This window comes from Micromonospora sp. NPDC047620 (assembly GCF_043205005.1).
Taxonomy (GTDB): Bacteria; Actinomycetota; Actinomycetes; order Mycobacteriales; family Micromonosporaceae; genus Micromonospora.
This window is the reverse complement of record NZ_JBIDDG010000033.1, coordinates 41,560-54,098: the sequence shown is the minus strand read 5'-3', so window position 1 is coordinate 54,098 and position 12,539 is coordinate 41,560. Positions and strand designations below refer to the sequence as shown.

The 12,539-nt window shown below is 71.3% G+C and carries 9 protein-coding genes and 1 pseudogene; 1 reads left to right on the top strand and 9 read right to left on the bottom strand.

The window, feature by feature from the left end; translation table 11 throughout:
• Positions 1-731: 731 nt before the first annotated feature.
• The 9 genes and pseudogenes from ACGF5C_RS29110 to ACGF5C_RS29070 form a co-directional block, all read right to left on the bottom strand.
• Positions 732-1,187, bottom strand: a complete 456-nt coding sequence (locus ACGF5C_RS29110) for a DUF6069 family protein (protein ID WP_393306707.1) — start codon at positions 1,185-1,187, stop codon at positions 732-734.
• 12 nt (positions 1,188-1,199) lie between these two features.
• Complete coding sequence (locus ACGF5C_RS29105) at positions 1,200-1,481, bottom strand: hypothetical protein (RefSeq protein ID WP_393306705.1); 282 nt, start codon at positions 1,479-1,481, stop codon at positions 1,200-1,202.
• Between the two features lie 5 nt (positions 1,482-1,486).
• Positions 1,487-2,488, bottom strand: a complete 1,002-nt coding sequence (locus ACGF5C_RS29100; protein WP_393306735.1) for an RNA polymerase subunit sigma-70 — start codon at positions 2,486-2,488, stop codon at positions 1,487-1,489.
• Between the two features lie 81 nt (positions 2,489-2,569).
• Positions 2,570-2,650 (bottom strand): annotated as a pseudogene (locus tag ACGF5C_RS29095) (IS5/IS1182 family transposase); the annotation flags it as partial.
• Between the two features lie 5 nt (positions 2,651-2,655).
• On the bottom strand, positions 2,656-3,549 hold the full coding sequence (locus tag ACGF5C_RS29090; protein ID WP_393306703.1) for a hypothetical protein: 894 nt from the start codon (positions 3,547-3,549) through the stop codon (positions 2,656-2,658).
• Complete coding sequence (locus tag ACGF5C_RS29085; protein ID WP_393306701.1) at positions 3,546-4,664, bottom strand: hypothetical protein; 1,119 nt, start codon at positions 4,662-4,664, stop codon at positions 3,546-3,548. Before ACGF5C_RS29085 ends, ACGF5C_RS29090 begins: the two co-directional genes overlap by 4 nt.
• Entirely contained in the window at positions 4,661-5,107 is a 447-nt protein-coding gene (locus tag ACGF5C_RS29080; RefSeq protein WP_393306699.1) for a DUF4188 domain-containing protein, read from the bottom strand. Before ACGF5C_RS29080 ends, ACGF5C_RS29085 begins: the two co-directional genes overlap by 4 nt.
• Entirely contained in the window at positions 5,104-6,642 is a 1,539-nt protein-coding gene (locus tag ACGF5C_RS29075) for a phenylacetate--CoA ligase family protein (RefSeq protein ID WP_393306733.1), read from the bottom strand. Before ACGF5C_RS29075 ends, ACGF5C_RS29080 begins: the two co-directional genes overlap by 4 nt.
• 284 nt (positions 6,643-6,926) lie before the next feature.
• Entirely contained in the window at positions 6,927-8,816 is a 1,890-nt protein-coding gene (locus ACGF5C_RS29070) for a glycerophosphodiester phosphodiesterase family protein (RefSeq protein ID WP_393306697.1), read from the bottom strand.
• Between the two features lie 632 nt (positions 8,817-9,448).
• Between ACGF5C_RS29070 and ACGF5C_RS29065 the strand changes: the two genes are divergently transcribed.
• Positions 9,449-12,325 carry an ATP-binding protein gene (locus tag ACGF5C_RS29065; RefSeq protein WP_393306695.1) on the top strand — a complete coding sequence of 959 codons (2,877 nt, stop codon included), beginning with the start codon at positions 9,449-9,451 and terminating at the stop codon, positions 12,323-12,325.
• Positions 12,326-12,539: the final 214 nt, after the last annotated feature.

Genomic DNA, 12,539 nt, shown 5'->3' with positions numbered 1-12,539 from the left:
CACAAAATGTGCGCCAGAGCCAGTTTTCAGGCGGAGCCGACATCTGAACGACCGGCCCTGACTGTGTTACTGCTGGTGCGCCGCCAGGGACTCGAACCCCGAACCCGCGGATTAAGAGTCGGCTCTGCTGCACCGGAAGGTGACATCTGAGATGGCTTGCTCTGTGGGTGGGCTGGAAGGATGCCGCTGGGCCCGAGCCTTACCCCGAGAGTTCCGCGATGACGTCGTGCGTGTCGCCCGTAACCGCGATGCGGGAGTGACTGTCGAGCAGATCGCCAACGTCCGGGGGTGCGCCCGATGACGTTGAGCCTTCTCCAACCTCCCACGTCGCAAACAGCGTTCCCTGCCCCGCCGGCTACGGCGGGGCAGCCGCCCGTAGGCGTGGGTGTCGGGGCTCGGCTGCGAGCGCGTCCTGGCGCGGCCTGAGCCTGGCGTCGACCCGAGAGAGGGTCAGATCCCGGCCCAAGCCGCCGCGCAGGAGCCGAATCCACCTGGGAGGCGCGCGACGGCGGGGTCGGTCGGGGTGAACGCGACCGGGGTACCCGGTGCGCCCCGACCGAAGCGGATGGCGTTCGGTCTTCATCCCGCAAGGTGCCCTGTGCTCCTTCGCGCACGCGACTCAGCTTTCGCATTGACCCAAGAAGGAAACCTGGAATGCAGGGCTGCACCGGGGGCCATGTCAGTGCGCTCGCGCACGCCCTTGCGCCGCGCGTTGTCCCGTTGCGGGATCGTCAATCGGTCCGGGTGCGGAGGCTCCGCGCCAGGGTGGGGATCATCACCGCCGCAGGGACGAGGTGTAGCCCGAGAAGGGCGGCGGTGGTGGCGGTGTTTGCCCCCGCCAGGAGGGGCGGGACCAACGAGATCGCGGTCAGCGACACTGCCGTCCACACGAATCGCCCGGCGGGGCGAGCGCTCCAACGAAGAAGAGCAACGGCGATGACGATGCCCACGACCGAGAAGAAGCCGGTCACCACGGCGAACCCGGGCAACGGGATCGTCTCGCCACCATCGGGGACCTCGAAGTCGACGCCAACGGCCTGGGCAAGCGCAGCGGCGAGGGTGGTGGCCACCATCGCTGCGAGCGTGGCAATGAAGCCGGTGACGGCGAGCCCGCGGAGTCGGTGGGTGCGGCTGGTCCGGCCCGATGCCGGGCCTGCGACGACCCCGGCGTCGTTCATGCTGTCCATGTCGTTCCTCCGTCATTCGGTGACTGGGCGTACGGGGTGTGTTGACTGGCATGTGACGGTCCTGGCCGTGGGGGTGACGATGCGCACCCTCGCCGTGCGACGGCCGGGGTTCCGCAGGGCCCGGACGCCGGTGCCGCGGAGCCAGAACCCGGCGTCGCGTCCGAGGACCGGCCCGGGCTCGCCGTCGCGCAGCTCCAACTGCACCCGCCCGCGGGTGACGACGCCGAACGCGTCGCGCCACTGCGCGGCGACCACCGCGACACGCGCGCCGCCGCGTAGCGTGAGCGTCCACACCGGGACTACTCCGTGCCGTCCGCCGGCAGGCGCTCCGGCAGCCCGAGCCGCGGGAACTGGTCGTCGTGGAAGATGACGATCTCGGTGATCGCCCCGCCGGTGACGCGCAGGACGTCGATCGTCAGCGGCAGGTAGGCACCCTCCCGCTCCCGCCACAGGTAGAAGGCGACGGCGGGCTGCCGGTTCACGGAGGTGGGGACGGCGCGCAGGCGCCCCAGGTCCTCGAACCCGTCCTCGACCCAGTCGTTCACGACGGCGTCGCGGCCGACGTACAGGCCCGGCGTGGGCGGCATCGAGCAGCGGACGTCGTCGCGCAGCAGTGCGGCGAGCCGGTCAACGTCCTTGGCCACGCTGGCGTCGGTGAAGCGGCGCAGCAGCTCTCGCGTGCCGGCGTCCTGCTCGCCGCCGGTCCAGTCCTGCCGCTCGGCGGGCAGGTGCTCCCGCATGCCGGCGCGGGCCCGCTGCAGCGCGCTGTTCACCGAATTGACGGAGTCCCCGAGCAGCTCCGCGACGTCCTTCGCCGGCCAGCCGAGCACGTCCCGCAGGATCAGCACGGCCCGCGGGCGCGGCGCGAGGTGCTGGACCGCCACCAGGTACGCCAGCTCGATCGTCTCCCGGGCGACGGCGACGGTCTCCGGCTCGTCCGCGTCGTCCGCGGGCAGCTCGTCGAGCAACCGGTCCGGATAGGGCTGTAGCCACCGCACCTCGCCGCCGGTCGCAGGCTCCGGGCGGCACTTGGCGAGCAGGTCCAGGCAGGCGTTGGTGGCGATCCGGTACAGCCAGGCCCGGAACGTCGAGCGCCCCTCGAAGGTCTCCCGCCACCGCCAGGCACGGAGGAACGTCTCCTGCACGGTGTCCTCGGCGTCCTCGAACGACCCGAGCATCCGGTAGCAGTGCACGTGCAGCTCCCGCCGGTGCCGCTCCGCCAGCCCCGAGAACGCCGGCTCGTCGACCTCGCCCAGACCGCCCACGCCCAGCTCCTCCAGCCGCGTGTCCGCACTCATCACGTCATCCTTCCGTCTCGTCGTGTCCCGTCGTAGGTGTGACGGGTGCGGGCGCGACAACTCATCACTCGGGTCAGTCGGCACGGCGACGGCGCGTTCGCCGCAACAACGGATCCGGGCGTGGGCCTTGTTCACGGCCTTCTGCCGGCGCGACAGCTTCGGCCGGGCCGTTAGAGCCGGGCCGAGCGGGTCGGCTCGGCGAGGGGCCGACCGACCCGGAACAACGCGAGCGGCTGGCCACCCACCCGTTCCGCGAGCCGGGCGGCGGTCACCGGGCAGTCGATGAGCTGGCTGAGCGGATGGACCGCCAGGCCGTGCCTGGCGAGGGCCAGCCACGTGCGCAGGAGACGTCGTCCCGCAGCGATGTGATCGTCGCCGTCCGCCAGCATGACCAGGATGCTGCCGTCGTACCGCAGCAGGCTCCGGCCGCTGACGGCCAGCAGCGTCGCGAGGCCCAACCGGCGGGTGACGGGGTACGCGCGCAGCGAGGCGGCCAGGAACCGCGCTTCGATCCGGGACAGGACGAGAGCCCGGTCGGTGAGTCCGTCGAGGTGGTAGCGCGGATGGCGTGGGTCGAGGCGCAGCCAGTCGCGTAGCTCGGCCGCGACAGCCGGGGTGCCGAACAGCCAGCGGTCGGCGACCACCAATTCGTGCGCGAGATCCTGGGCGGGAAGGTGGACGAGGCCGGGTTCGAGGTCGGCGAGCACGGCCGGGTTGACGGGCCCGGTCGCGTACCGGCCACGGGCGACCCGGCGGGATTCGATGTCCACGATCGTGAACGGGGTCGGGTACCTGTGCGGCGCGGCGACCAGGCGGGGGCCGGGCGCCGCGGTGACGTTGAGGCCGAGATCGGCGGCGACGATGAGGCACGTCTCGACGAACGCGCCGATTCCGAGGCCGAGGTCCCGTCCGGTCGGGTCAGAGACAGGCAGGGAGCGTGACTGGTCGACGTTGATGACGATCTCGTCGGCGTGGTATTCGGGCAGCCATGGCTGTGTGTTGTGTGCGCTCGGCGCCCTGCGGCAGGTCGCCTCGTGCGCCCGTAACTGCTCGACCCACGTCATGCTGACCGCTTCTCGTAGAACGTGTACCCGTGCAGCGGCCGCCCGCTGGCCCGCCGGTACTGGGCGGCCGAGGCGGCGTTCTCCCGCTCGACGAAGGTGCTGCGCAGTGTCCGGTACCCGCCGGCAGCGAGGTTGCGGTGCAACTCCCGGGACAGCAGCGTCAGGTACCCCTTGCCCTGTTCCTCGGGCACGGTTCCCTTGATGATGAGCACCGCGTCGCGCCGGTACCGGGCGCGGGTCGCCAGCAGGCGAAGCTGGTTGAGTACGCCGAGCCGGCCACCGACCCTCATGAGGAACTCGGAGATGTCCGGCACGGTCACCACGAACGCGATCGGCCGGCCGGCCTTCTCCAGCCAGAGCAGCAACGCCTCGTCGAGCAGGTAAGCGAGGCCGTCGGTCTGCTCGGCGAGCTGCTCGGTGGAGATCTCGGTGTAGTAGCCGAGCTGCGCGAAGCTGGCGTTGAGTAGCTGCCGCAGGATCGGCAGCTGCTCGCGGAATCGCCGCCGCGAGCCGTGCCGGACGATGAGCCGCTCCGCGGGGATTCGGGTGTCGTCAAAGGTGAACCCGTGGTCACGGTCGGTGCTGACTGGAGCGCCGGCGGGGGTCGAGCCGGCCCCGGAGTCCCGGCGGTCGAGGTCGACCAGCCAGGTGTCGGCCTCGAAGCGGCGCTGGAAGCCGTGCCGCTCGTACATCACCGGGTAGTAGGCGGGGTTCCAGGCTGAGTCCACGAAGCCACGCTCGGCGAAGCCGGAGGTGATCACCCCGCCGGTCTGGTTGGGCAGCAGCGCGACCGGCCCGAACAGCGGCCTGCCGTCGGCCCTGGCCTCGACCGTGTCCATGATGGCGGCGAAAACGGCGTCGTCGTCGACGAACTCGGTGTGCCCGAACAGTTGCCGCGGACCGACCTTTGCGTCGAAGGCGGTGCTGCGGTGCACGCTGGTCCGCCCGACCACCGCGCCGCGTCCGTCGCGGATCAGGAACAGTTCGGCGGTACGGCGGTGGGCGGCGATCACCGACGACAGCAGGGGCACGTACCGGTTGGTCGGGTGCAGCCGAAGTGGGAAGTCGACAAACGCTCGCAGGTCGGCCCGCGACTTCACGGCGGACACTCTCATGCGCGGTGCACCGGCGGGCCGGCCGTCTCGGTGGACAGCGGGGTGAAGGTCTGGATGTGCGCCATGCCGTCAGCCTCGGCACGCCAGACGCCGTTGGTGTAGCCCTCGGGTTCGGCGTTGTACAGCCGGATGTAGCCGCCGGTCGCGTTCCGCGTGCCGTGGTCGGTTACCCAGCACATGAGGTCGCGGTGGTGGCGGCTGCGGGCGAACTTCAGCAGCGCGTCGCGGTCGCTGAAGAAGGCGATGGTGCCGAGCGTGAACGGGAACTGGTAGTACACGGTGTGCCACCGGTATCCGTCCATCCGTTTCATCTGCTTGACCATCTTGAACCAGGTGCGGGTGAGGGTGAGGATCGAGCGTGGCCCTCGGTATCGGGTGGCGCCGACGAACATGGCGGTCGCTTGGCCAACCGGCGGCGCGGCGGAAAAGTCGGAGGTCCTCACGTCGTCGCACCCTTCACCAGGTACACATTTTTGATCTTGGATGTAGCGCCGGCGAACGGGCCGGCGCCGTAGTCATGAACTCTCACCCGCAGGTCAGCTGCGGACGGGTCCTCGACGAGGGACTCGGCGAAGTCCCGGCTGACGTCGGCGAGGTAGCGCAGCACCCCACCGCGGCAGGTTTCGGCGAGGGCCAGCCGCTCGTCGGGGCCGAGCGCGAGATCCTCGCGCAGCTGCAGGTTGATGACCGGCCGGCTCTCCAGGTCCGTATGCTCCTCCAACTCCAGGCAGAAGCTGTGCAGCAGGTGCGCGAGGGGATTCCCGGCGTAGAGCCCGTACTCGACGTCCTGCGGGTAGATGTTGGCACCCATGTACGAGATCGTGCTGTCCTTGCGGCCGAACAGGAACAGCAGCGGCAGCCGCATCCGGTCGAACCGTCCCGCGCGTTCGGCGTCCGACCGCGCGGCCGGGTCCCCGATCGCGGCCAGCACATCCGGGTACGCGATCAGCCGGCCCTCGTCGCCGACGTTGTAGCGGACCTTCGGGTTGAGCACCGCCGTCGAGTTGATCGTGCAGAGCACCTCGTGGTCGGCGTTGGTCTCCAGATACGTCTCGAGCGGGTTGTACTGGAAGATCATTGGCAGCCGGTGCTCGTCGGGGCCGAGCAGGGCGGTCCGCAGGGCGACGTCGGTGCGCAGCCGGCGGCGGACCCAGACGGTGAAGTCGGTCTCCCCGGCGATACCGATGGTGAGGTCGCTGGCGCCGTAGCCGGAACGTACCTTGACGAAGCGCTCCTCCAGATAGTCACGCAGCGCCTCGGTCATCCCCTCCCCGCCGACCAGACCGCTGACGCGGTACTCGACCCACGGGAAGCCCTCGGCGTCGAGCTTGTCACGCAGATGCTTGAGGAACGGCGGGTACGCGGTGACGATGTACTCGAACCCGGGCCCGAAGTACCGCAGCGTGTCCGCAATCTTCTGCAGATCCGGGCCCGTGTTCTTCACCATCGCGATCTTGGACATGGCGATGCCGGTGTTGGTGCCCGTGGCCCAGGCACCCATGGAGTACGCGTTGATGACGAACCGCCGTTTCGACGGAAACACCATGGTCGCGTAGCCGGCCAGGTTCTTGTGGACCGAGCGCAGTTCGCGGCGGCTGCGAATCCAGTTGAACGGCTGACCTGACGATCCCGAGGACTCGTCGACGACGCTGCCCGCGATCTCGATCTCACCGTGCCAGCAGCGCTGGGCCTCCGGGTATGCCTTCACGTACGACTGCTTGTCCGTCGCCGGGTACGACGACAGGTCGAACCAGCGGAACCGCCATCCGTTGCGCCGCAGGAAGTCGCCGTACGCGGGCACGTCGATCGCGGCGAACTGACAGGTCATCCACGCGTGTAGTCGCGCGAAGCGACCCATGTACGGACGGTAGTTCCGCGCCATCAGCCGCCACACCGCCGGATGAATCTGGTGCAGCGTATAGAGCCAAGTCAGTGCGAAGCTCGTGAACCGCAGCGTCCACTGGCGCAGGAAGGTCATCACCACGCGTCAACGATAGGAGTCTTCGCAAGTCCCTCACCTGGTCACGGATACTCAACCGCCCTGGGCACCCCAACTCAACGACCTTCCGCCTTCAGCCTCGGCGTCGTCACACCGCGACTCCGGTCTCAGAGGGTCACTTCACACTCCTGGCGAAGCGGCGGGCCAGGTAGCCGAAGGCGTCGACTAGCTCGGCCTGCCGACGGGGACGGAGCGAAGCGGGCGGCACGCCCGCTCACGGCGGCGAGCGGGGAACGTCCCCGCCCGCCGCCGTCGTCGTACGGTCAGTCTGCGGCGAGGGCCCGCGCGTCGGCCGCGACGACGCGCGCCAGCTCCACCGGGAGCCGCTGGCCGGCCTGCTGGTCGGCGTAGCGGGCCAGCTCGGCGTAGCGGCCCTGGACGAGCAGCGTGCTCAGCGCGGTGCGGGCGCCGTGCTCGACGTCGGAGGTCAGGATCACGTACCCGAGCCCGGCCGGGGTGGCCGCGACGGTGAAGGTGCTGGTCGCCGTCGCCCGGCCGGCCGGTCCGACGGCCTCGGCGCGCAGCGTGTGCCGGCCGGCGGGCAGGGTGGTCAGGTCCAGCGCCACGCCGGGCTCGACCCGCTCGCCGTCGAGGGTGACCGTGACCGTCTCGGCGTGCGTGGTGGTGACGGTGACGGTCGGCGCCTGCGCCCGGTCCAGGGTGGCTCCGTCGGCCGGCGCGCCGATCGCGACGGTCGGCGTGGCGGGCGGACGCTGCGAGTACGCGGCGTTCCAGCCAGCCAGCTCGGCCGGGCGGTTGGTGATGATCCCGTCGACGTCGGCCTGCTCCAGAGCCTGCCACTGGCCCGCCGAGTCGATGGTCCACACCAGGACGGCCACGCCCGCGTCGTGCAGCTCGCGCACCACGCCGGGTCGGGTCAGCAGCGCCGTCCCGCTCGGGTTGTACGCGGTCAGGCCCAGCTCGCGGGCGACCGCCACCGGGTCGGCGTCGAGGCTGCCGCGTAGCAGCCCGAGGGGCAGCTCCGGGGCCAGCTCGCGGGTGTGGCGCAGCGCCTCCGTCTCGAAGCTCTGGACGAACACCCGGCCGGTCATCCGCTCCGCGCGGATCACCTCGACGATCCGGGCGACCTCGTCGCGGGTGTGCGCCCCCTTGATCTCCAGCAGCAGGTTGCCGCCCCGGACGCGCAGGTCGGCGAGCTGCTCGGCGAGCGTGGGCAGCCTCTCCCCCGCGTACGACGGCGCGAACCAGGAGCCGGCGTCGAGCGCCTTGAGCTGGGCGGCGGTGAGGTCGCGGATCCGGCCGGCGCCGTCGGTGGTCCGGTCCACGGTGGCGTCGTGCAGCACGAACGGCACGCCGTCGCGGGACGGCTGCACGTCGTTCTCGATCCAGTCGGCGTTGGCCCGCCGCGCGGCCTCCTGCGCGACCAGGGTGTTCTCCGGGGCGGCCGACGAGGCGCCGCGGTGGGCGATCACGGTGAGCGGGCTGCCGTCCGGGCGGAGGTAGCCGTTGGGGGCCAGCTCGGTGACTCGCACGTCGTCGAAGGAGACGGTGGCGCCGTTGACCAGCAGTGCCTGCCCGCCGTCGGCGGAGCGTTGCAGGCTGCTGGTCTTCAGCGCCTCCCGCCCGTCGACGAACCAGCGCGCCTGGCTGCCGTGCACCTCCACGGCGACCCGCACGTCCCGGCCGGTGCCGGCGGCGTACGGGCCGGCGCCGGTGTTGGTGACGTTCCAGGTGTCGGCGGTGGTGCGCTGGGCGAACTCGAGCCCGTTGCTCGCGGTGGTGCCGCTGCGCATCGTGGCGATCCACCATGGGTTCGCGCCGTCGGCGGGCACGTCGAGCCCCAGCGCCGTCCAGCGGGTGGCGGACGCGACGGACTCGAACCGGACGGTCGCCTCGAACCGGAAGTCGTTCAGGTGCCGCCCGAAGGTGATCTTGTTGTTCTGGCTGGAGCTGGCGGACGTGCCGTACAGCCGGCCGTTTTCCACCTTCCAGGTGCCGTCGACGGCCCGCCAGCCGACGGGCAGCCGGCCGGCGGAGAAGTCCTCCGCGACGGCCACCGCGCCGGGTTCGGCGGCGGCTGGTGGCGACGGGGGCAGCACGGCGAGCACGCCGGTCGACAGCGCCAGGACGGCGAGCGCGGCGAGCGTACGGCTCGGGTTCCCGCGCGGGAGGCGGGCAGGGCGAGGTGTCATGACCCGGACCGTAGGAACGCCACCGGAACGCCCGGCCAACCCGGCGTGGCGGCAGCGCCAACGTCACCCCTCCAACCTGCGACGAACTTGGCCACGATCTTCCAGCCCTTGAGGGTGGCGACGGCGCGGACGCACAGCGGGGCTCCCGGTTGGGGCATCGGACCTTGCTCGACCGCTGTTTTACCGGGAGCCTCGTCCAATGTCGACACAACATCCCCCGCGCCCACTCTGACCAGGCTGTCACGAGGAAATGCCGCAGTGCGAACCCCAGCATCTCCCCCACCCGTCGGCCCCGGCCGCTCGCCCTGCTCTGACCATGACACCTACGGCAGCCCGACGCGACACGTGCCCGCCCCGTCCGCGGAATACGCCGTACCGATCGCCGGCCGGCTGCGGCAGAATGCCGGGCAGGCGGCCCTTGCGGCGCAGGCCGGGCGGACAGTTCCGGCCGCCCTCAGCCGCCCGATCCCTCCGGGAGGACGACCATGCCGCACCATCGCCACTCCGCCCGCCGGCAGGTCGCCGGGAGCTCAGGTTCCCCGTCCCGGGCGGCCCGACGGCCGCGCGCCTAGCTCCGGTACGCCAGGCGCTGACGGGTGAGCGTGATCCGGTTGGTGACGGGGAATTCGGTCGTGCGGCGTGGGCCGGCCCCGGTCCAGGGGCGGATCTCCTCCCCCAGGCTCATCGGGCGCATCCGGGAGCTCGATCTGCTGGTGTCGACCCTGGCGACGCCGCCCGCCACGGTCGTGTTGCAGGGAGAAGCGGGAGCCGGCAAGACCCGGCTGATCACCGAGGCACGAGCCCGGCCTGAGCTTGCGGGGCTGAGGTTCGTGCTCGGGGCGAGCCGGCGGATTCGCGAGCCGTTCCCACTGGGCCCCATCATCGACGCGGTCCGCGGGCTCGGCACGGAGCTGGCGGAAACCCGGCTGTCGCCGCTGGCCGGCGCGCTCCGGCCGTTGCTGCCCGAGCTCGCCGAGGCACTGCCACCGGCGCCCGCGCCACTGGACGACCCGGCTGCCGAGCGCCATCGGGTGTTCCGTGCGCTGGCGGAGGTGCTGGGGTCGGTGGGTCCGTTGGTGCTGGTCCTGGAGGATCTGCACTGGGCCGACGAACAGACCCTCGACTTCACGAGCTACCTGCTGGGTGATCTGCCAGCACAGCTGTCGGTGCTGCTGACGTTCCGCAGCGAGGAGGCGGCTCCGGGCGTACGGGCGATGACCGCACGGCTACCGGCGTCGACGAGGCACGCGCAGGTGGTGCTGGCCCCGCTGGACGCGGGGCAGACCGGTGCGCTGGCTGCGGCCATCCTCGGGCTGGCCCGGGTTTCCGAGGAGTTCGCCGACTACCTGTGCGAGTGGGCCTCCGGGCTGCCGTTCGCGATCGAGGAGCTACTCGCGTTGTTGCAGGCGAACGGCCAACTGGTCCGCCGGAACGGCGGCTGGGCACGCCGGGAGCTGGGTGAGCTCAACGTGCCCACCGGAGTCCGTGACCAGGTGCTCGAACGCGTGGCGCACCTGTCCGACGAGGCCAGGGCGGTTGTCGAGGCGGCGGCCGTGTTGCACACGTCCGTACCGATGTCGGTGGTGGTGGCGACCTGCCGGATACCGGCGGCGCGGGCGTTGCCGGGCTTGGAGGAGGCGCTGGAGTCGGGCCTGCTCGTCGAGCATGGCGAGTTGGTGGGGTTCCGGCACGTGCTGGCCGCGCAGGCGGTGGAGGAGGCGTTGCCCGGCCCGCGCCGGCAGCAGCTGCACGGCCGGGCGGCGGCCGCGCTCGGCACGCTCGTTCCGATACCGCTGGGGCAGCGGGCACACCACCTTCGCCACGCCCGCCTGCTGGACGAGTGGGTACGCGCGGCTGAGCAGGCCGCGGATCAGGCGGCGGCGCTGCGGCACGACGCGGAGGCGGTCCGGCTGCTCGAAGACGTCGTCCGCCATGGACCGCTGTCCTCACAGGAGCGCGCGCGGCTGGCGGTGAAGCTGGGCTGGGCCGCCCTTGAGATAGTGCGTACGCACGAGGTCGTCGACCTGCTCTGGGCGGTGCTCAAGGAGAACGGGGCGCCAGCGATGCAGGGGGAGCTGCGGTTCCTGCTGGCCTCGGCGCTCAACGTGGCTGGCGAGGATCCATCGGTGCAGCGCACGTTGTTCGCCACCGCCATCGAGCAGCTGCCGCGCCGGCCGGACCTGCGAGTGCGAGCGACAGTCGCGGTCGGGTTGCTGACCGCGTCCATCGGCACGGTCACCCGAGGTCGAGACTGGCTCTACCGCGCGCTGGAGCTCCTCGCGGAGGTCCACGACCCGATGGTCGGCGTGTTCGTGCTGGGCAAGGTCGGGATGGGGCTGGTGACCCTCGGCGACCCCCGCTGGCGACAGGTGCTCGACCGCATCGAAGCGGCCACCGGAAGTTCACCCCAGTCGCTGGCCGAGGTCAACGCGTACTTTTCAGTCGGCACCCAGTGTTGCTATTTCGGGCACCACGAGGTCGGGCAGCGGCTGCTGTCGACTGCCCTGACGGGAGCGGTCAGGTACGGCAGCCGCCGGCTGGAGCTGCTCACCCGGTCGGCGCTGGTCCTGCTGCACTATCTCCGGGGCACCTGGGACGCGCTGACCGACGGCACCGACGCCCTGCTCGACGCCCTGTCCGACTACCCGCTCGGCCGGATCGAAGCCGAGCTGGCGCTGGGTGGCCTGGCCCTCGGTCACGGCCACCTCGACGACGCCCAACACCGACTCGCCAGTGCCCGGCAACTGGCCGAGGATCTGGGCCTGGTGGAGTCGCTGGCGTTCCCGGCGAGTGGTTTGGCCCGCATCGCGCTCGCCCGGGGGGACGTCGACGCCGCGTTGGCCGCGACGCAACGATGTCTCACCGTGTTGACCGGCAAGGAGGCGTGGGCGGCTGCGGCACCGGTGCTACCGGCCGCCACCGAGGCACTGGTCGCCGCGGGCCAGCTGACCGACGCCGACGTCCTGCTGACCGACTACGAACACCGGCTGGGAGACTTGGACGTCTCCATCGCCCCGGCAGTTCTCCAACACGCCAGGGGTCTGCTGGATACGGCTGCCGGCGACACGCGGGCGGCCCGCCACCTCGTCGAGGCGGCTCACCACTACGACCGGCTTCCCTATCCCTACCAGGCGGCCCAGGCACGGGAGCAGGCGGCGTTGGCGCTGCTCGGTGCGGGTGACCACGAGGCCGGTGCCGCCGAGCTGTCGACCGCCCTGGACACGTATCAACGCCTGGGCGCCACCTGGGACTACGCCCGCGCGATCGGCGCGGCCCGGCAACGGGGCCTGTCGCTGCCCGGTCGCCGCCGGACCGGGCGGCCCAGCTACGGCAACGAGCTGTCACCGCGGGAACGGGAGGTGGCCGAGCTGGCCGCCGCGGGTCGCACGAACAAGGAGATCGCCGCAGAGCTGTTCCTCTCCGTATACACCGTCGAGCAGCACATCACGTCCGTACTGCGGAAGCTGCACATCCGTTCCCGAGCGGCCATCGCGAGCCGGTTGAGCTGAGTGGCAAGCCGTTAGTTGCCGGGTTTCCGGGATTGTTCCCCGCGGTGCCTCGCGGCCAGGCTGCTGCCATGCATCATCCTGAGCCCGACGAGACTCCCGGACCGCCCGGGTCTCCCAGCGAACCAGCGCCACCTGCCGGTGCGGTACGGCCGGCCGCGGGCGCACCGCCGAGCCCGATCGAGGACGAGAACGCACCGGCGGGCGAGACGGCTGA